The organism is Rheinheimera soli (assembly GCF_031457405.1).
Classification (GTDB): Bacteria; Pseudomonadota; Gammaproteobacteria; order Enterobacterales; family Alteromonadaceae; genus Pararheinheimera; species Pararheinheimera soli_A.
The window spans coordinates 55,057-74,500 of the sequence record NZ_JAVDWR010000005.1 but is presented as its reverse complement, the minus strand read 5'-3'; the positions used below and the strand labels follow the sequence as shown (position 1 = coordinate 74,500).

At 47.3% G+C, this 19,444-nt stretch carries 19 protein-coding genes; 7 read left to right on the top strand and 12 right to left on the bottom strand.

The window, feature by feature from the left end; translation table 11 throughout:
* The 4 genes from J2W69_RS09850 to J2W69_RS09835 form a co-directional block, all read right to left on the bottom strand.
* Positions 1 to 858: a PA4780 family RIO1-like protein kinase gene (locus J2W69_RS09850; RefSeq protein ID WP_310277492.1), complete on the bottom strand. Its 858-nt coding sequence runs from the start codon at positions 856 to 858 to the stop codon at positions 1 to 3.
* A 108-nt stretch (positions 859 to 966) separates the two neighbouring features.
* Positions 967 to 1,563 (bottom strand): thioredoxin family protein, encoded by a 597-nt coding sequence (locus J2W69_RS09845; protein ID WP_310277488.1) that lies wholly within the window; start codon positions 1,561 to 1,563, stop codon positions 967 to 969.
* Between the two features lie 16 nt (positions 1,564 to 1,579).
* Positions 1,580 to 3,658 carry a protein-disulfide reductase DsbD family protein gene (locus J2W69_RS09840; protein WP_310277486.1) on the bottom strand — a complete coding sequence of 693 codons (2,079 nt, stop codon included), beginning with the start codon at positions 3,656 to 3,658 and terminating at the stop codon, positions 1,580 to 1,582.
* A 169-nt stretch (positions 3,659 to 3,827) separates the two neighbouring features.
* Positions 3,828 to 5,345 (bottom strand): leucyl aminopeptidase, encoded by a 1,518-nt coding sequence (locus J2W69_RS09835; protein ID WP_310277483.1) that lies wholly within the window; start codon positions 5,343 to 5,345, stop codon positions 3,828 to 3,830.
* Between the two features lie 228 nt (positions 5,346 to 5,573).
* Between J2W69_RS09835 and J2W69_RS09830 the strand changes: the two genes are divergently transcribed.
* A complete protein-coding gene (locus J2W69_RS09830; RefSeq protein WP_310277480.1) occupies positions 5,574 to 6,425 on the top strand; it encodes a DUF817 domain-containing protein in 852 nt (283 codons plus the stop codon).
* 23 nt (positions 6,426 to 6,448) lie between these two features.
* Here J2W69_RS09830 and J2W69_RS09825 read toward each other — a convergent pair whose 3' ends face one another.
* Positions 6,449 to 7,360 (bottom strand): LysR family transcriptional regulator, encoded by a 912-nt coding sequence (locus tag J2W69_RS09825; protein WP_310277478.1) that lies wholly within the window; start codon positions 7,358 to 7,360, stop codon positions 6,449 to 6,451.
* 118 nt (positions 7,361 to 7,478) lie between these two features.
* On the opposite strand from J2W69_RS09825, the gene J2W69_RS09820 reads away from it, so the two are divergent.
* Positions 7,479 to 8,222 carry an SDR family oxidoreductase gene (locus J2W69_RS09820; protein WP_310277474.1) on the top strand — a complete coding sequence of 248 codons (744 nt, stop codon included), beginning with the start codon at positions 7,479 to 7,481 and terminating at the stop codon, positions 8,220 to 8,222.
* Positions 8,223 to 8,236: 14 nt separating this feature from the next.
* On the opposite strand, the gene J2W69_RS09815 is transcribed toward J2W69_RS09820, so the two are convergent.
* Positions 8,237 to 8,926, bottom strand: a complete 690-nt coding sequence (locus J2W69_RS09815) for an SDR family NAD(P)-dependent oxidoreductase (RefSeq protein WP_310277471.1) — start codon at positions 8,924 to 8,926, stop codon at positions 8,237 to 8,239.
* A gap of 136 nt (positions 8,927 to 9,062) precedes the next feature.
* Between J2W69_RS09815 and J2W69_RS09810 the strand changes: the two genes are divergently transcribed.
* Positions 9,063 to 9,728 carry a hypothetical protein gene (locus J2W69_RS09810; protein WP_310277468.1) on the top strand — a complete coding sequence of 222 codons (666 nt, stop codon included), beginning with the start codon at positions 9,063 to 9,065 and terminating at the stop codon, positions 9,726 to 9,728.
* A 12-nt stretch (positions 9,729 to 9,740) separates the two neighbouring features.
* Here the strand turns inward: J2W69_RS09810 and J2W69_RS09805 are convergent, their stop codons facing one another.
* Positions 9,741 to 10,175, bottom strand: a complete 435-nt coding sequence (locus J2W69_RS09805) for a hypothetical protein (protein ID WP_310277463.1) — start codon at positions 10,173 to 10,175, stop codon at positions 9,741 to 9,743.
* A gap of 220 nt (positions 10,176 to 10,395) precedes the next feature.
* On the opposite strand from J2W69_RS09805, the gene J2W69_RS09800 reads away from it, so the two are divergent.
* Positions 10,396 to 11,862 (top strand): pectate lyase family protein, encoded by a 1,467-nt coding sequence (locus J2W69_RS09800; RefSeq protein WP_310277460.1) that lies wholly within the window; start codon positions 10,396 to 10,398, stop codon positions 11,860 to 11,862.
* A 70-nt stretch (positions 11,863 to 11,932) separates the two neighbouring features.
* On the opposite strand, the gene J2W69_RS09795 is transcribed toward J2W69_RS09800, so the two are convergent.
* From J2W69_RS09795 to ccoG, 4 genes are all read right to left on the bottom strand, one after another.
* The gene (locus tag J2W69_RS09795; protein ID WP_310277456.1) at positions 11,933 to 12,580 is read right to left on the bottom strand and encodes a thiol:disulfide interchange protein DsbA/DsbL; all 648 of its coding nucleotides are present in this window, start codon (positions 12,578 to 12,580) and stop codon (positions 11,933 to 11,935) included.
* 15 nt (positions 12,581 to 12,595) lie between these two features.
* Positions 12,596 to 13,231, bottom strand: a complete 636-nt coding sequence (locus tag J2W69_RS09790) for a thiol:disulfide interchange protein DsbA/DsbL (protein ID WP_310277453.1) — start codon at positions 13,229 to 13,231, stop codon at positions 12,596 to 12,598.
* 47 nt (positions 13,232 to 13,278) lie between these two features.
* Entirely contained in the window at positions 13,279 to 14,259 is a 981-nt protein-coding gene (locus tag J2W69_RS09785) for a serine/threonine protein kinase (protein WP_310277450.1), read from the bottom strand.
* A gap of 89 nt (positions 14,260 to 14,348) precedes the next feature.
* Entirely contained in the window at positions 14,349 to 15,773 is a 1,425-nt protein-coding gene (ccoG, locus tag J2W69_RS09780) for a cytochrome c oxidase accessory protein CcoG (protein ID WP_310277447.1), read from the bottom strand.
* Positions 15,774 to 16,151: 378 nt separating this feature from the next.
* Here ccoG and J2W69_RS09775 point away from each other — a divergent pair, with 378 nt between their 5' ends.
* Entirely contained in the window at positions 16,152 to 16,523 is a 372-nt protein-coding gene (locus J2W69_RS09775; RefSeq protein ID WP_310277444.1) for a hypothetical protein, read from the top strand.
* A gap of 157 nt (positions 16,524 to 16,680) precedes the next feature.
* On the opposite strand, the gene purT is transcribed toward J2W69_RS09775, so the two are convergent.
* Positions 16,681 to 17,865 carry a formate-dependent phosphoribosylglycinamide formyltransferase gene (purT, locus tag J2W69_RS09770; protein WP_310277441.1) on the bottom strand — a complete coding sequence of 395 codons (1,185 nt, stop codon included), beginning with the start codon at positions 17,863 to 17,865 and terminating at the stop codon, positions 16,681 to 16,683.
* A gap of 120 nt (positions 17,866 to 17,985) precedes the next feature.
* On the opposite strand from purT, the gene J2W69_RS09765 reads away from it, so the two are divergent.
* Both J2W69_RS09765 and J2W69_RS09760 read left to right on the top strand, forming a co-directional pair.
* On the top strand, positions 17,986 to 18,186 hold the full coding sequence (locus tag J2W69_RS09765; protein WP_310277439.1) for a cysteine-rich CWC family protein: 201 nt from the start codon (positions 17,986 to 17,988) through the stop codon (positions 18,184 to 18,186).
* A gap of 73 nt (positions 18,187 to 18,259) precedes the next feature.
* A complete protein-coding gene (locus tag J2W69_RS09760) occupies positions 18,260 to 19,444 on the top strand; it encodes a benzoate/H(+) symporter BenE family transporter (RefSeq protein WP_310277436.1) in 1,185 nt (394 codons plus the stop codon).

Sequence of the window (19,444 nt, the reverse complement as noted above, 5' to 3'; positions counted from 1 at the left end):
TTAATCCGGTTCATTGGCGGCCTGTTGCCGTTCTTTATGCTCCTGCATTTCAGCAAAAGCGGCGTTGATTTCGTCCAGCACAGCGTTCACATCAGCCGCAACTTCTGACTCAGCGAATTCGCCTGTCAGTTCTGTATTTGGATTTAAATTCCCAGCTTCAAATAAAGCCCAGATCTCTTTGGCGTATTTGGTGGCCGCCAGCTCAGGTGCAAACTGGGCGTAATAACGGGTCATGTTATTTACGTCTCTTTCCAGCATCCAACGGGCGTTATTATTGGCCGCGGCGTCAACAGCCTGAGGTAAATCGATGATCACCGGCCCTTGTGGGTCCTGCAATACGTTAAATTCGGATAAGTCGCCATGTACTAAACCCACAGACAACATACGTAGTACGTCCTGCATCATAGTTTTGTGGTCGCGACGGGCTTGCTCTGCAGTCAGCTCAATATCATTTAAACGTGGGGCAACATCACCTTCTGCGTCTAAAATCAGTTCCATCAGCAAAATGCCGTCAAAACAGCCATAAGGTACAGGCACCCGCACACCGGCATCGGCCAGTTTGTACAAAGCATCTACTTCAGCGTTTTGCCAGCTTTCTTCAGCTTGCTCACGACCAAAGCCAGAACCTTTTTCCATAGCTCGGGCTCGCCTGGAGCTGCGTACTTTGCGGCCTTCCTGATACTGCACAGCTTTTTTAAAGCTGCGCTGACTGGCATCTTTATAAACTTTGGCGCAGCGAATATCGTCACCGCAACGTACCACGTATACGGAGGCTTCTTTGCCACTCATCAGTGGCCTGAGTACTTCATCCACCAGACCTTCGTCGATCAGGGGTTGAATGCGTTTTGGAGTTTTCATTGCGCACTTATACCTTGTTTAAGGCAGGGGTAAAAGAGTAAATCCGATTTTTTATCAAGGCAAAGAAAGAGCCGCTGGTTAAGGCGGCTTTTCAGAGGGAAAGTTCAATCAGTACTTAATGCTGCAACCATAAGGCTTAGTTACTGCCGGATCAGCCGGATTCCCCGCCAGTACTGCTGTTAAGGCGTTGGAAAAATAGGGCGTGGCTTTGGCTATGTCGTCCACTTTGGCCGACGGAATGCTGTCGATACCACCCATATATTGCAAGACACCTTTTTGATCAATCACATACATATGAGGTGTGGTTTTGGCATCATAGGCTTTGCCTGTGACACCTGTTTCATCAAACAATATAGCGTCTGGCATCGCATTACGACTGCTGGTCAGCTCATCTGCTTTCGCAGAAGTCACATGGCCTTGTTTGCCAGGAGCTGATGAAATCACAGTCAACCAGACCACATCATCAGTACCAAATTGTTTTTGTAAGCCCTGCATATTGCCGCTGTAGTGTTTTACCACAAAAGGACAATCGTGATTGGTCCATTCCAGCACCACTGTTTTACCAGCAAAGTCGGCTAACGAATGACTTTGGCCTTTGCTGTCTGTCAGGTTGAAGGCTGGCGCCTTTTGGCCTACTTGCGGGGCGGCAAACAAAGTGCCGGCAAAAAATAACGCCGATAAACTTAAAGCAAACTTGAGTTTCATGGTTTAACTCCTGTGGCTATTGACTGGTAATTAAAGGTTGTTTACTGCTCAATTGCTCTAACGCCTGACGCAATGAATCCGGCGTTAAAATTTGGGGTAAAATTTCCGGCGGCTGTCCTGGCCAATACAACACATACAAAGGCACACCATCACGCTGAAACTGGCGTAAATAGGAACTGATGGCAGGGTCTTTGTTGGTCCAGTCGCCTTTGAGGTATTTCAGCTTATATAAAGCCATAGCTGCTTTACTGCTGTCGGTGTTGAGTGCCACACGTTCATTGACTAAACAGGTAATACACCAGTCGGCTGTCATATTGACCAGTACTGGCTGGCCATCCTGTACCAGTTGCTTTAAACGTTGCTCTGACCAGACTTCAGCATGATCAGTTTGTGTCAGGTTCTGAGCTGCAGACTGTGGATACCAGAGTAAAGCCACTGAGCCGGCCACAAACAACAGGGCTATCAGGCGACTGACTTGACCTGCTTGCTGTAGCTGTTGCTGCCCCCATAACCAACAAGCAACACCCAGCAATACCAGCCCAACTAAAGCCAAAGCCATCGCATCTAAGCCTTGTTGGCGACCATAAACCCACAGCAGCCAGACCGCACTTAAATACAGCGGATAAGCCAGCCATTGCTTCAGTTTTTCCATCCAGAGCCCGGGTTTAGGCAGCATAGCAGCAAAACCCGGCCACCAGGCCAACAGCAGGAAAGGCAACGCCATCCCAAAACCTAAAGCAGCAAAAATAGCCAAAGCCGCCAAAGCAGGCTGAGTGGCAGCGTACCCTAAAGCCGTGCCCATAAAAGGCGCAGTGCAAGGGCTGGCGACAACCACGGCCAAGACACCAGTAAAAAACGAACCTTTATGACCTTGCTGCTGTGTGAATTGCTGACCTGAACTCATCCAGCCAATGCCCAGTTGCATCACACCGGATAAACTTAAACCTAATACAAACAACAGATAAGCCAACAGGCCTACGATCAATGGATTCTGTAACTGAAACCCCCAGCCAGCAGCCTGACCCACTGCTCTGAATATCAGTAATACCGCAGCTAACAAGACAAAACTAATGATGACACCAGCGCTGTACCATAAAGCTTCAGCTTTGGTGTTTTGAGCTGAATTTTTGCTATTGACCAGACTTAAGGCTTTTAATGACAAGACCGGAAAAACACAGGGCATCAGATTGAGGATCAGTCCGCCAACTGCAGCCAATACCAACATGCCTAACCAATCCAGCAGACTAAAATCAGCCAGACTAAGTTCAGGCGCCAGTGGCACCCCCTCATGCTGCAGTTGCAGCAATACAGGGCCTGCAAGCGTATTCAGCACCAACTCAAACCGGGCCGGTGCCTGACTGAAATAGGTGTTTTTCTGCTGACGTAATAACAATTCGCCGTCAACCCATTCAATTTCCTGCGGTGCGGCATGATCCACCAGCTCTGCAGCAGCGACAAAAAAAGCTGATACTTTTAAGTCTTCCGGCATCTGCACTACAGCCGAGAACTTCTGGTTTTGCACATCATAGCGGCCTTGCAGCGACACAGGCCTGGCTTGCTTCTGGCTGGCTTGCTCGAAGAGTTTTTTGTAGTCACGCGCTTCAATAGCAGTTTGTGTGACAGGCAAATTCAGCTCAAAACTGGCCTCTGCCGGAATACAAACCTCTTTGCACACCAGCCAGTCCACTTTGGCTTTGATCACCAGTTGGGAGTTTTTATAAGTGGCCGGGACTGTTAACTCCGACACTAAAATAGTAGGGCCTTCAAAACCATAATTGACCAGCGGAGGTACAGCTATAGCCATAGGAGCCGGCCACTGGATAGCGCCTGCAGTCACGCCATCAGGCAAAATCCAGTCAATACTGGTGGCCAGGCCTGAATCGCCAGGGTTTTGCCAGTAGGTATGCCAATGCTCATCCGGAATAAAATGCAGTGCCAGCTTAAATCTCTGCCCAGGCTTGAGGTCCTGATGATCGCTGACCAGCTCTGCTTTCAGATGACTGGCCCTGACCCAACCACTGGTTTGAGCCTGAACAAAGCCTGTCGCCAGCAGCAGTAATACAGCAGAGAAAAAGAGTCTTAAAAACAAAGTCATCAGTTAATTTCTAAACCTGCATACCAAGATGTTTTTAGTGTACGGCATTCCCACAGCAGGGATCAGCCGTCAAACGCAGCTGGCTGGGGTTCTGCCTCAGCCAGCAAACAGACAGGACCATGTTCCTGCGTTTATGACAAACAATACTGAATTGCTGATCACAAAACCCTTATGGCTGCTGTAAAGCCCACTCTGTCAGTAAACGCACACCAAAACCCGAAGCACCTTTGGTATTCACTTCGTTATCTTTTCTGCTTAACGCATTGCCTGCTATATCCAGATGAGCCCAGGGTGTTTCACCGGTAAATTGTTTTAAGAACCAGGCTGCGGTGGAAGCACCAGTGCTGCTGCCGGTGTTTTTCATATCAGCAATATCACTTTCGATTTCATCGGCAAACTGTGAACCTAAAGGCAAACGCCAGACTGGCTCATCTACTTTTTCACCCGCTAAGGTCAGTTGATCCACCAGCGACTGTTGCTCTGAAAACAAACCCGCATAATAAGTACCTACAGCCCCCACTTTGGCGCCTGTTAAGGTAGCAATATCCACCATAGCGCGCGGCTGGAATTCTTTATTGGCATACCACAAGGCATCAGCCAGCACTAAACGGCCTTCCGCATCTGTATTGGTGACCTGAATAGTTAAACCCGCAGCAGATTTCAGTATGTCACCCGGCAACATGGCTTTGTCCGATACCATATTTTCAGCCATTGCCATCACAGCCACCACATTGACAGGGGCTTTTTGCAGCGCCAGCGCTTTGATAGTGCCTAAAGCCGCTGCTGCACCTGCCATATCGCTGGTCATACGCAATATAGAGTCTGAATCTGTTTTGATGTTGTAACCGCCAGTATCAAAAGTAATACCTTTACCGACAATAGCCAGCGGCTTTTGCTCACTACCCTGCCAGTGGGCAACCACTAAACGGGGTGGTCTTTGACTGCCTTTTCCTACAGCTAAGATCGCGCCCATACCGAGTTTTTCCATGGCTGGCACATCCAGTATCCGAACTTTCACACCTATTTTCTCTAGCTTTTTGGCTTCGGCAGCGAAGGTTTCAGGTGTTAACGCTGCAGCAGGTTCATTCACCAAATCCCTGGCTAAAAATACGCCCTGAGTCACAGCTTGCAGCTTGCTGAACTGGCGTTGTGCTGCTTTTTCATCTGTCACCAGTATTTCCAGCTTTTTGGCTTTTTCTGCTTTGTTTTTTGTGAAATAACGGTCAAAGCTGTAAGAACGTAATTCGATACCATGCGCCAGCTGAGCGGCAAAATCAGCATTGCTTAAACCGGCCTGCACTGCTGTTGCATCTACCGTAAAAGAGTTAGCTTTGTTTTTTTTTATCCAGGCAGCAATGTCTGCCCCCAGGTTATTACTTGTGGCGGCCGTCAGATCTTTAGGCTCGCCTGTACCTAGCAGAACCACTCTGTTGTAACCCGCCACTTCAGCCAGAACATCCAGCTGAGCGGCTTTTTTGGCTTTAAATTCTGCGGTTTTAATAGCGTGTTGTATGGCTTTGTGTTGCAACACCGCAGAAGAAGATTGAGCCAGTTGCTCCGGGCTAACCAGCAGCACCAGTGTGTCGGCATCCAGTTCAGCTTTCTGGTTCATCTCAATAGCCGGAACTGCAGCTACAGCAGAGTACGACAAGAGCAAGATGGCAAGACTGGTCATCACTGTTTTCATAGGGGAGTTTCCTTTTTAATTGTAGTGCAGCAGAGAGTGACCAAAGCAGAGACGAACAACAAGCTAAATCCGGTTAAATTGAACATTTTAAGCGACCAACTCAGGTTAACTTGCTGTCGGAACTTAAAATTTATCAGTCACAGAATTGAGCTAAAACAAAAGCAATGTTACAAGTGAGCCCCGAATCTCATTTTTCATATATGCCCTCATCAAAGGACTGTTTATCCGATGGCTCTGCAACTTAATTTATTCGATCAATGGCTTATGTCTGTTAAAGCGCCTGCAGACAGCTCAGCTTTACAGCGTTTTTGCTGGGAGTTTTTATTTTTTGGCATTAAACAGGCCCGCGCCTGCTTATTTGTTGGCTTGTTTTTTCTGTCTGTGTTGTTAGTGCCGCGTGAAGGCATAGCGGGTATCAGTCGTTATGATCTGCTGTTGCTGCTGGCTTTGCTGATCCAAATCTGGATGGTCTGGGCCAAACTGGAAACCTGGGATGAAGCCAAAGCCATCAGCTTGTTTCATATTGTTGGTTTTGCGCTGGAGGTCTTTAAAACCTCTGGCGCTATTCAGTCCTGGAGCTACCCGGATCCGGCGTTCAGCAAAGTGTTCGGCGTACCACTTTTTGCTGGTTTTATGTATGCGGCTGTCGGCAGTTACATTATTCAAATCTGGCGGCTGATGGAATTAAGGGTCAGGCATCATCCGCCTTATTGGATGGCCGCTTTGATTGCGTCTCTGATTTATCTTAACTTTTTCAGTCATCATTATATTGGTGATTACCGCTGGTATCTGGCTGCTATTACCTTAGGTTTGTATGCCAGAACTATGGTGTTCTACCATCCACTGGATAAGGAACGGCAAATGCCCTTGCTACTTGGTTTTGTGTTGGTTGGATTTTTTATCTGGCTGGCAGAAAACATCAGCACTTTTATGGGTTTATGGAGTTACCCAAATCAGCTGGGCGCCTGGTCTGTGGTGCATGTCGGCAAATGGAGTTCCTGGTCTTTGCTGGTGATTATGACCTTCACTATAGTGGCGCAGCTGAAGTACGTGAAGGCACGAATTCATGTGCCCGAGTAAACTCAAGGCATCTTGCTTTAACATTAAGGCGATTCAGGAAATATCTCTTTGTCACTTAATGCTGTAATCAGCGTATCAAATACCAACCTGACCCGATCAGGTACAGGGCCACGTTGGGGTCTGTAAACAGACAAAGGCCAGGGTTTGGGATCAAGTTCAGACAGCAAACGAACTAAGGCACCAGAACGCAGATGAGGAATCGCCATACAAGATGCCAGTTGCGATACGCCAAGGCCTGCCAAAGTTGCATCGGCTTCCGTTTCGGAATCATCTGCGACAAAACTGATTTTTTTCGGAGACCACAGCTGGCCTTCTTGAAAATACCAGTGCCAGGCCCGGCCAGTGGCTTTGTCCATCAAGGCTGTTGTCGGCAGCTCGGCCAGTTGCTCTAAGTCCAGCGGGACCCCGTATTTTGACAGCAACAACGGGCTGGCTGCCAGAAACAGACCCACAGAAGATACTTTACGAGCAATAAAACCGTTGTCCCGGATCAGTCCAATCCGCACTCCTACATCAATTTGTTCATCCACTACATCCGCAATCTGATCCGACAAACGTAAATCGAGCTGCAAAGCCGGATGTTGCTGTGCCAGAGCACTCAGCACAGGCATCAGTATAGGCCGAATCACTCTCGGAGCGGCCAACCGCACTAATCCGGCAATAGTGTTATTTGAAACAGCCTGATGCTGCTGAAATAAAGCATCCAATTGCTGCAGACTATGTTTCGCCTGAATCGCAAAACCTTCAGCGAAACGGGTTAGCCGGATATGACGGGTACTGCGATGGAACAATACCTCACCCGTGCTTTGCTCCAATTGCTGCACAGCGCGAGTCACAGCCTGAGGTGAAATGCCCAACCTTACCGCAGCAGCTTTAAAACTGTCACTTTCTGCCGCAGTACAAAAAATTCGCAATAATTCAACTTTGTTGAGCATTAACTATTCCAATTCCTGGAATTAAAAAATCAAAATATTTCCATTTTTTGGATTTGTCTATCACTTCATACTGAACAGGTCGAAATTAACTTTGTTCAACCTGAGCGGGAATATAGCTATGAGTCAGAATATTGCAGGAAAAACGGTAGTCATTACAGGTGCCAGCAGCGGTTTAGGTGAAGCCACGGCTTACCATCTGGCCAGCTTAGGCGCCAATGTAGTATTAGGTGCGCGCCGTGAGGACAAGCTGCAACAGATAGCTGCGACTATCGAAGCTAAAGGCGGGCAAGCAGCATATCTGGTGACAGACGTGACTAAAGCCAATGAGGTAAAAGCCCTGGTCGATCTGGCTGTCAGTCGTTTTGGCAAGTTGGATGTGATTATTAATAACGCAGGCCTGATGTCTATTGCCCCTATCAGTGAATTAAAAACTGATGAATGGGATCGGATGATCGATATTAATATCAAAGGTGTGTTGTACGGCATAGCAGCAGCGCTACCGGTGTTTGAACAACAACAATCCGGTCATTTTATTAATATCTCGTCTGTGGCTGGTTTTAAAGTATTCAGCCCGGGCGGCACAGTGTACAGCGGTACTAAGTTTGCGGTACGAGCCATCAGTGAAGGTCTGCGCCATGAGGTAGGAGGTGCAATACGTACCACTACTATATTGCCAGGTGCAGTAGATTCAGAACTGAAGCACGGCAGTAGCCACCAGCAAAGCGCAGAATTTGTTGGTAACTTCTATCAAATCGCTATTCCTGCAGATTCAGTAGCACGGGCTGTGGCCTACGCGATAGAACAACCAAAGGATGTAGATATTAACGAAATAGTGCTGCGCCCTACTGTGCAGGACTTCTAAAGCTGCACCACCAGCTACCAGTCAATCTGAGTTTTATTGCGGAAAAATGCACCGGTCGGGCCATCGTCCGCTAAAGTGGCCAGCCAGACTGGTGTTTCTGCCCCTTGCTCCGGACTTAAATCGGCGGCTTCTCCACCCATACGGGTACGAACCCAACCAGGACAAACGGCATTCACCTTCACTTCCGGCATGAATTCACGGGCACAACTGACTGTAACGGCATTCAGCGCGGCTTTACTGATGGCATAACAAGCAGGCCCTTCCAAACCTTCAGAAAAACTGCCCCAACCGGAGGATAGATTCACAATACGGCCATAACCCCTTTGTTTCATCAATTGGCCAAAGACTTTGCAAAGCACAAAAGGCGCCACAGTATTGACGGACAAACTATGAAGTAAATCTTCAGCCTGAGTCTGGGGTACATCTGTCGAATGCAGCATGGCGGCGTTATTGATCAGCACATCCACAGGGCCATATTGATGCTCAATTTGCAGCGCTTTTTGTTCCAGTAATAAAGGGTCTGTTAAATCCAAACGTAGCGCTATGCCAGCCCCTAACAAAGAGACTGCTCCTTCTGCATCTTTGAGCTGGCGGGCAGCTAACAGCAGTTGAAAACCACCTTGCTGGATCAGGCTTTTAGCAATAGCAAAACCTATACCCCGGTTTGCCCCTGTGATCAGCACTGTTTTTTGTTGCTGAGTCATATTCCGCTCCCTGATAACTTTATTTACCCTGCTTTATTCGCATTTTCAGATGAAATACTACCAGGCGCAGTGCAAATTTACCTACACTAAGCCGGATGACATCCCGAAGACCCCACTCAGGCGAGGAAAACCTCTGATGCCCAACATCAGCTTACTGCAAAAAGCAACACTGTCGTTCCTGTTTTGGTTGTTTTGCAGTGCTATTGCGACGACTGCAATGGCATGTGAGTTTGAAGTGAAACTTAAACGCTCTTGCGCAGAAGAGCTGGAGGAAGACTTGTTGCCCAAAGTACCATTTCAGGTGCAGCGCAACAGCAATTTTTTGCATCTGCAAACTCAGGCCGGAGCTTTGTCTTTTCCTGTGTTTAAAGAAAGAACCGACGAAGACACCCAACCTTATCTGGTGTCTTACTTAGACGCAGTGCAGCTGGCTGTGATTTGGGTTTTTGAATACTGTGGCCGCAGTGTGTATCTGGTCAATACCAGAACCGGTTTACAAACTCAGGTGAATGGCTTTCCTTTGTTATCTCCGGACAACAAACGTTTATTGGTGTATTCCGAAGGCCTGTCAGATAAAGAAAACGCCAATCTGGTGGTGATTTACCGGATCCGTAATCACAAGCTGTATGCCGAACTGGTGCTCAGCGGTGACGACAACAGAATACAACCCTGGAACCCATTGGACGTGCGCTGGGTGAGTCCGGAGAAAGCTGAATTTATCCGGCTGCATCATCACAATGGCGAGGAAGAACAAAAACTTCAGAGCCTGGAACTGCAACAAGGCACATGGCAACTGCTGTAGCCCCCTTTCGTTTTAGTGCAAATACTGGCGGCTGGCTGGTAAACGCGATAACTGCCAGATTTTGTACCTTTGACAAACCGCCTTGTATTCGGCTCTTAGTTTGGCGGATTCCTGTAACACCGCAACACTGGCCGGATGGTCGCCATCTAAACGCTGCAGCATTTGTTCAAACCAGTTTAAACCGTGCCTCAGCGTCGTCTGACAACGCCGCCATCTTTGCTGCTGTGCATAAGTTTCTGCCAGATTCTGAATGGAAATCGACAAACAGAAAGTGGGTAATGAAGCCTCTTCCCGGCTCAGCTCCGGCGGACAGCAAACAAAAGCACAGTGATACCAGACAGGCCAGACATCAGAAATAGCCTGGCGATAAAAACTGGCCGCCACCGCTAAATGCCTTTCGGTAAACGCCTGATTGCCCTGAGCAATGATCTGTTGCCAATTATCCATGCCGATGCTCCAATTGAGAATTGATGTCATCTAGACTATTTCAATTGCGAATGGTTCGCAACAATGCCGATGAAATTTGTCAAATCCAGAATCAGACTGTAATTCCAGATGTGAAATAGCTGTCCCTGAAATGTTAGTCCACACTCTGCCGTGCCGGTCAGGACCTGAATCAGGGCCGGGCTACTTATAAAAAAACTAACAGCAATTTGAGGACAAATAGATGCAACATAAAAATCTGCTATTCCCACTTCTGGCTTTAAGCTGCGCTGTCAGTGCTGCGGTGCATGCCAATAATCTTGCGATCACTGGCCCTGGAGCCGGAGCTGATGGATCCAGCAAAGCCAGCGGTATCAGTTATTCAGATGTCAGAGACAACAACTTACAAAGCTACTGGCAACCATCCAGTAACTCAAATCAACGGGTTTCAGTGAAATGGAGCTCGGCCATTCAATTAAATCAGGTAGTGCTGAAAGAATCTGGTTCCGCAGTCACCAGCTGGCGTCTGGTCAATAACGACAATGGTGCTGAGCTGGCCAGCGGCAGCAGTATTGGCAGCAATAAAGTGCTGAATTTAAGCACCATCAGCAGCAAAAAACTGAACCTGGAAATTATCAGCGCCAGCTCTGCACCCCGTATAGCCGAATTTGAAGTCTATCTGAATACAGAAGGCGGCACAGATCCGGCCCCAACAGATCCAGTTGACCCGACTGACCCGCCGCCAACAGGTGAAGTCACGGCCTGCAGTACCAACCCACAAGGCTTTGCTTCGCTGGATGGAGGCACCACAGGAGGCGCAGGAGCCAATGCGGTGACAGTCACAGCAACCACTGGTGCAGAGATTCAGGCCGCTTTAGCCAACAGAGATTTAAACCGCCCTTTAACCATCAGAGTCAATGGCACTATTACCACAGCCAACTCAGGGGGTGTCAGTAAGTTTGATATTAAAGATATGAATAACGTCAGTATTATTGGGGTGGGCAACAACGCCTTATTTGATGGCATAGGCATTAAAGTCTTCCGCGCCAATAACGTCATTCTGCGTAATTTAAGGCTGCGTTATGTCAATACGGGTGATAAAGACGCTATTACGCTGGAAGGCCCTGCCAGCAATATCTGGATCGATCACAACGAAATTTACAACAGCCTGGATGTAGGGAAAGACTATTACGACGAGTTAGTCAGCGGCAAAAAAGACGTTGATAAAGTGACTATTTCATACAACTATCTGCACGACAGCTGGAAAACTTCTTTATGGGGCAACAGCGATTCTGACAACTTCAACCGTCGTATTACCTTTCACCACAACTACTGGCAAAGAGTCAATTCACGCCTGCCACTATTCCGTTTTGGTCAGGGTCATATTTACAACAACTACTATACAGAAGTGCAGGACACCGGCATTAACAGCAGAATGGGCGCGGTGATCCGCATTGAAAACAATGTGTTTGAAAACACAACTAACCCTATAGTGTCGTTTTATTCCAGCGCTTTGGGTTACTGGGATACCAGAGGCAATCAGTTCAGCAATACCAGCTGGCAAGCCATGCCATCCGAAGGTGTGATTGCAGGACCCAATGTACAGCCGAATGCGGTATTAAACCTGCCATACAGCTTCGCTTTGTTACCCACTAACGAAGTAAAAGCCCATGTGATAGCCAATGCTGGCGTGAATAAATGTAGCTTTTGATCCAGAGCTGAAAAAGTAAAAAACCGGCTGTCTTGAGCCGGTTTTTTTATGTCGTATTCAATGGACTTGATCAGTCTTTTTTCGCCAGCAAATAAGCGACCAGAGCATTTAAATCCTGCTGAAAATTTTCCTGACTTAAACCAGAAAACTTCACCTGATATTTGCCATTGACCAGCAATGTAGGCACACCTTGCAGTATTTTTGCTGCAGAGTAGTGATCCTGACTCTGTTTCATTGCAGCCACTTCGTCCATAACTGCCGTATTCACCATACCTGAGTCTACTAACATGGCAGGAATATCGTTTGCGACCAATAAGCTACGAATATCCTGTTCAGTCGTAAAACTGCCGCGCTGATTGTGTAAGTAATCAAAAATAGCGTTCGAAATACGGTCACCCTGACCGGAATTTTTTGCCACCACATAAGCCTTAGCTAAAGACTGCTGTAATTCCGGCGGAGCAACCCGTAAAAAATCGACATGATGTTTGGTCAGGCTGATACCTGTTGGCAGGTTTTTATTCAGAGCCTGAGCAAAAGGTTCGAAAGCCTTGCAATGCCCACAATAAAACGAAAAAAACTCCAGTACTTCTGGCGTTTCAGTCGCTTTTTCTGCAACCACTTCGTAATGCACACCTTGCTGATATTGCACTGGGGAAGCTGCAGAAGCAAAAGCCACTACAGGGGCAAACAACAAAGCGGCCAATAATTTTTTCAACATAAAGAATGCCTTCTATTAAGATTGAGTCAGTAAAAAATTAACCAGTTGCTTAAACTCTTCATCCTGATTATCGCGGCTCAGGCCCTGAGTCAGAACTTTGTATTTACCGTTGACGATAAAGGTTGGCACACTTGTTAACACCCGGCGGGCAGACAAAGCATCCTGCTCTTTTTTCATTTGTTTGGCAGCACCGGCTACAGTAAAGCTTTTGATGGCTTTATCGTAGGTTTCAGCGTCCACACCGTTGGCAACCACAACAGCTTTAATGTCGTCGTCGCTGGCAAAAGTTTTACGATCCACATGAATATGTTTAAAAAATGCGCCGGAGATCTCGTCGCCTTTACCCAGGTTTTTACCTACCAGATAAGCTTTGGCTAAAGTGGCCTGAATTTCAGGTTTAGCTTGTTGTAAAAAATCGACGTGCACCTTTTTCAGTTCAGCGCCTGCTGGCAACTGTTTGGCTAAGGCTTGTACTTTTGGCTCAAAACTAAAACAAGCAGGACAATAGTAGGAGAAGTACTCTTTCACTTCAGGTTTGGCTGTGGCCTGTTCAGAAATGACTTCGTAGTGTTTACCTGCTTCAAACTGAGCAGCAAAAACTGCAACTGGTAATAACAAAGCACCTACTAACAACGCTGTTAACTTTTTCATTATTCGAATGTTCCTTGGAATAAAACTGCCACTACTCTAACAAAAACTTACCACTGAGGCATCAAAGAAAGTGGGCTCTGGTCACAGAATTTAAGCTGTTCATCCAGCGCCCTTAATTGTTGCTGCCAGTATTGGTCTGTACTGAACCATGGAAAGTTCTTCGGAAACGCCGGATCGCTCCATCTTTTTGCGATCCAGGCCATATAAGACAAGATGCGCATGGCGCGTAAAGGCTCAATTAAACGCAGCTCTTTATGGTCAAAATCGCAATATTGCTCATACTCTTCCAGCAACAACGACAACTGATAAGTTTGCTCTGCTCTGTCACCGTTCAGCAATAACCACAAATCCTGTACCGCAGGGCCGTTACGGCTGTCGTCAAAATCCAGCAATAGGGGTCTGTCGTCGTGCCACAACAAATTACCAATATGGCAGTCGCCATGTACCCGGCGGATTTTTTCCGGCTTATATAAAGGACCGACCTTATCGCATAACTGTTGCATCATGGCCTGATAATCTTTTTGCAGCGAAGGCGGAATCAAGCCCGACTGCAGCAGGCTTTGCTGGCTATCGAGCAAAAAAGTCTGATGGTTAATGGTTGGTCTGTGTACAAAAGGCCGCGCCGCACCAACCTGATGCACCATGCCTAAAAAACGGCCCAGTTGCAGCATTTGGTTGTCGTTATCCGGTTCTAAAGTACGGCCACCACGGCTGGGAAACACAGATAAATAAAAGCCGCCATAAGACAAGACCTGCTGACCATCCCGCGCTACAGCTTCGGCAACCGGCACTTCAATTTCTGCCAGTTCTGCAACAAACTGATGTTCTTCATTCAGCTGATCCAAGCTCCAGCGTTCTGGCCGGTAAAATTTCACTACCCAGCTTTTGCGATCGTCATCTCTGAATTGGCAGACCCTGTTTTCAAAACTGTTGAGTTGCAATAAACCCGAACTGACATCAAAGCCATAATGAAATAAGGCATCCAGCATTAAATCCGGACTTAAAGTAGAAAAATCAAAAGTGCTCATGGAATTCCATTTGGTCGGTACAGTACCAAAAATACTACTCCCAAAAAAAATAGGGAGCCGAAGCTCCCTAGTCTAACGCTTTTACTGATTTAACGGGCGGAAAAGAACTTACTGCCCTGAGTTAAGCGAATGTCAGGCTCGTCGCTGTCCTGCAATACAAACTCAATATCCAGCACAGGCTTTTTCGCATCCACAGGGTCTAACGATAAGCTGATCGGCAGGTTCGCCGTTTCACCACCTTTAATAGTCAGCTCTTTGCTGCCTAACCACTGCGCTTGATCCAAACCTTCAACCGATAAGTGGTAGGTTTGTTCCAGCTGAGATTTATTAATGACTTTTAAGGTGTAGGTATTTTCAATTAAACCTTCGTCGGTTTCACGGTACAAGGCGCCACGGTCACGCACTATGTCCATCACCACAGGTTTACGCACTACTAAGGTCCAGGCAAAAGCCGCACAAACAGCCACCAGCACCATAAAATAACCCACTAACTTGCCACGCACTACTTTGGTGGTTTTGCCTTCCAGACTATGTTCTGTGGTGTAGCTGATTAAACCTTTGGCATAACCCATTTTATCCATAGTGTCGTCACAAGCATCGATACAGGCGCCACAGTTAATGCACTCGTACTGCAGGCCATTACGAATATCTATGCCGGTAGGGCATACATGCACACATAAATTACAGTCGATACAATCGCCTAAGCCTTTGGCTTTGTAGTCTGTGTCTTTACGGGCTCGTGGGCCACGGTTTTCTCCCCGTTTCGCATCGTAAGTCACAGTAAAAGTGTCTTTATCAAACATGGCCGACTGGAAACGGGCGTAAGGGCAAATGTGAGTACACATAATTTCGCGCATCCAGCCTGCATTGCCGTAAGTACAAAAGGCAAAAAACCAGACCGAAACCGCAGCCCAAAAGCTGGCTTCAAAGGTAAAAAACTGGATAAACAATTGGTCGACAGGCGTAAAGTAGCCAACAAAAATCAGGGCTGTTAACACAGAAAACGCCAGCCAGCTAAAGTGAGTTAAGGCTTTTTTGAATACTTTACTGAAGCTCCAGGGATCCTGATCCAGTTTCATGCGCTGATTACGGGTGCCCTGAATTTTTTCTTCAAACCACATAAAAATAAAGGTCCAGACGGTTTGTGGGCAAAGATAACCACACCAGACCCGGCCATAAAAGGTGGTAACAAAAAACAGCGCAAAAGCGCTGATGACAAAAATCCAGGCCAGAATAGTGAAATCCTGCGGCCACAAGGTCATACCGAAGATATAAAATTTTTGCTCAACAATATCGAGCAAAATAGCCTGCTGGCCGTTAAATTCCAGCCATGGCAGCAGCATAAACAGGCCCATAAACACAAAACCGATATTACGCCTTAAACTTTGATGCAAACCCTTCACAGCCCGAATGTAAATGCGGTCTCTTGGGTTGTAGTTGGCTTTTTTAGCCGGATCGGGTTTATGCACCTCCACCGGGATATTTTTGATATCTATCTTGTTATCCACGCCCATACCTCGTGCTGCTACCCTGTATTCAGTGTAGCAGGCTGTTTAGTGCAGCTTGTTGATGCAGGACAAGCCCAGCCTTGTTCTTACGAACCATTGCTCACAGTGCCTGTCTGCATTCCGGCATTGTGAGCAAGCGTGCTAAAGCCTGACCTGTACTGCTTTATGTTGCCACCAGAGTGATTCTCTGTAATAGAGAATGCAATAATCGAACCAAAGACCGCAATTATATAACACCATGATCCATATTAGGTTTTTATCTTCAGCCCAGTATTGAGGTGTCAACTTTGTTGACAGTGAAGGCAGTTTTGGCTGTCAGGTTTACAGTGGCAAGCCGCTGTCACTGTGTTATAACCAATCAAGATACAAATGGAGTAACAGGTTATGCGCAATTTTTTGCTGTTGTGTTTGCTTATTGTCAGCACCCTGACCTTTTATGACCATCCACGCATGCTGCCTTACTCTGAACCTGTGCTGGACTGGTTAGCTGAACACATCTCGTTGCCCGGCGCTCAATCCGATTCAATGATCACCCGTAAAATTCAGAAAGCCTTTTACGCTATAGGTCAGGATTACGGCACAGGCCAGCAGGAAGCCTTAGCCAAAGCAGCGCGCACTATAGATAATTTACTGCAGTTTCGCCGCGACTATTGCCAAAACGGTGATTTTCATCCGGCCTTATTTGGCGACGCCATGACCAGAGCTTGTGATGTATTAAGGCAATATCCGAAGCTGGAAGAGTTTAAAAAAGATTAAAACTCTGAGCCTTTGTTGCAGTGCGGGGAAAATAGTTACATCACTCTGCCAAATACCAGAGTAGAAAAACGTACTCAAGAGCTTAATTCCTCATAGTAATAAAAAATGGGCCTGCAGGCCCATTTTTTGATCAGTGAACATTTGAAAGGGTAAAAACCTAAAGCACATCCACCTTGATTTTTGCTATTACATCCAGTGCTTTTTGTTTGGCGTGATCTATGTTGTCGCCTAAAGCCAAAGCCACGCCCATACGGCGTTCGCCTTGCACTTCGGGTTTGCCAAAAATACGCAGGTCGGTGTCGGCTTGCATTAAGGCCTGGGCTAAGTTGCCATAACCAATGTGCTGCGAATTGCCCGGCACTAATAACACAGCTGAAGCCGCAGGGCCGTATTGGCGAATGAGTGGAATAGGCAAACCTAAAATAGCGCGGGCATGCAGGGCAAATTCGGAATAGTTTTGCGAAATTAACGTCACCATGCCGGTGTCGTGTGGCCGGGGTGATACTTCGCTAAACCATACCTGGTCGCCCTTCACAAATAATTCCACGCCAAATAAACCAAAACCACCTAAAGCTTCAGTCACTACAGCGGCGTAACTTTGGGCTTTTTCCAATGCAGCAGCCGACATCACCTGAGGTTGCCATGACTCGCGGTAATCGCCTTTTTCCTGACGATGGCCTACAGCTTCACAGTATTGAGTGCCGGAAATGGAACGTACCGTCAGCAGCGTGATTTCGTAATCAAAGTCGATAAAACCTTCTACTATCACCCGGCCTTTACCGGCACGGCCACCTTCCTGTGCATAAGCCCAGGCAGCTTCTAAATCGGCGTCGGATTTCAGCACAGACTGGCCTTTGCCGGAGGACGACATAATAGGTTTCACCACACAAGGGTAACCAATATGGGCCACAGCGGCTAAGTAGCTGGCTTTGTCATCGGCGAAACGGAAAGGCGAAGTAGGCAGTTGTAACTCTTCAGCCGCTAAACGGCGGATCCCTTCGCGGTTCATAGTTAAATTGGCCGCTTTGGCGCTTGGGATCACAGTAAAACCTTGTTGCTCCAGCTCGACCAGCGTGCTGGTGGCTATAGCTTCCAGTTCAGGCACTATCAGCGCAGGTTTTTCTTTGATCACAATCTGGCGTACAGCTGCACCGTCCAGCATGGAAATCACATAATGGCGGTCGGCCACCTGCATAGCAGGCGCATTGGCGTAACGGTCAACCGCTATTACTTCACAGCCTAAACGTTTGAGTTCAATACATACTTCTTTACCCAGTTCTCCGCTACCTAACAACAGCACTTTGGTGGCGTTGGCGGCGCCCGGGGTTCCTATCTGGCTCATCTGCAGCTCCTTGATTTAATGTGCAAGAGCATAACAAAAATCCTCCGCCAACACTTAATGATTTCCGCTGCTTCTGGCTTGCTGAGGTATAGTAAAGTGAAACCAAAACAGAGTATTTTTATGTCCGGACAACTTTGCCCTTTATGCCAGCAAGCTAATTTATGCAAAGCAGGCACAACAGAACAAAACCAGTGTTGGTGCATGCAGCAGCAATTTCCGGTTGAACTGCTGACAAAAGCGCCGGATCAAAGCAGCTGTATATGTAGTGAATGCCTGAAAAAATTTACCAGTACCACAGAGATTTATCATCCCGCCCGTTAAGATTTCTACACGCCGCTTGAAATTTGTATACAAATTAATTTAATGTATCCAAAAAACCCTTAGGTGAAATTTTATGTGGCGCGACTTTAGCTTATCAGCCATAGCTGCTGGTTTTGTGGCTGTATTGGTTGGCTTTGCCAGCTCTGTGGCTATTGTATTTCAGGCCGCTGCTGCGGCTGGCGCCGATCAGGCGGTGATGGCGTCCTGGATTTTAGCTTTGGGCCTTGGCATGGGCTTCACCTGTATTGGCTTGTCCTTGTATTTTAAAGCGCCTGTACTAACAGCCTGGTCCACCCCTGGGGCCGCGCTTTTGGTCAGCAGTTTACAGGGCCTGAGTTTAGCCGAAGCTGTGGGAGTGTTTATTTTCGCCGCTGCTTTAAGTTTATTGCTGGGCCTGACGGGCTGGTTTGAAAAGCTCAGTAATAAAATTCCGCTGCAAATAGCCTCCGCTATGCTGGCCGGTATTTTATTTAACTTTGGTTTATCGATTTTTACCTCGCTGCAGCAGGATGTATGGCTGGTGGGGCTGATGTGCGCGACTTACCTTGTCAGCAAACAGTATCAACCCCGCTACGCTATTCCTTTGGTGTTGGTGGTGGCAGTGCTTTATGCCAGTCTGCAAGGCCAGCTAAACCTTGCGCAGGTGCAGTTTGATTGGCCAGCGCCGGTATGGATTTGGCCCCAGTGGTCTGTCAGTGCTTTATTGGGTGTAGGTTTACCACTTTTTATTGTCACTTTAACCTCACAAAATATTCCGGGTTTAGCTGTATTTAAAAGCAGCGGTTACCACCTGCCGGTATCCCCACTGATTAACGCCAGCGCTTTGACTACTATAGTGCTGGCGCCTTTAGGGGCATTTTCTATTAATTTAGCAGCTATAACTGCTGCTATTTGTGCCAGCCCTGAAGCTCATGCAGATCCGGCCAAAAGATACAGCGCTGGTGTGGCCGCTGGTATTTTTTACTTACTGACAGGTTTAGCCGGCGCAGCTGTAGTGGCTGTATTTGCTGCTTTCCCGGCTACTTTAGTCACAGCTTTGGCTGGTTTGGCTTTGCTGGGCACTATAGGCACTAATTTAGCCTTAACTACACAAGCTGGTCCACACAGAGAAGCCGCTGTCGTCACTTTGCTGGTGACAGTTTCAGGCGTCAGCTTTTTTGGCATAGCCTCGGCTTTTTGGGGGTTAGTGGCAGGCTTGCTTTGCACTCTGGTGCCCACTCTTACTAAAAAACAGCTGCCACAGAAAAAGGCCAGTTAA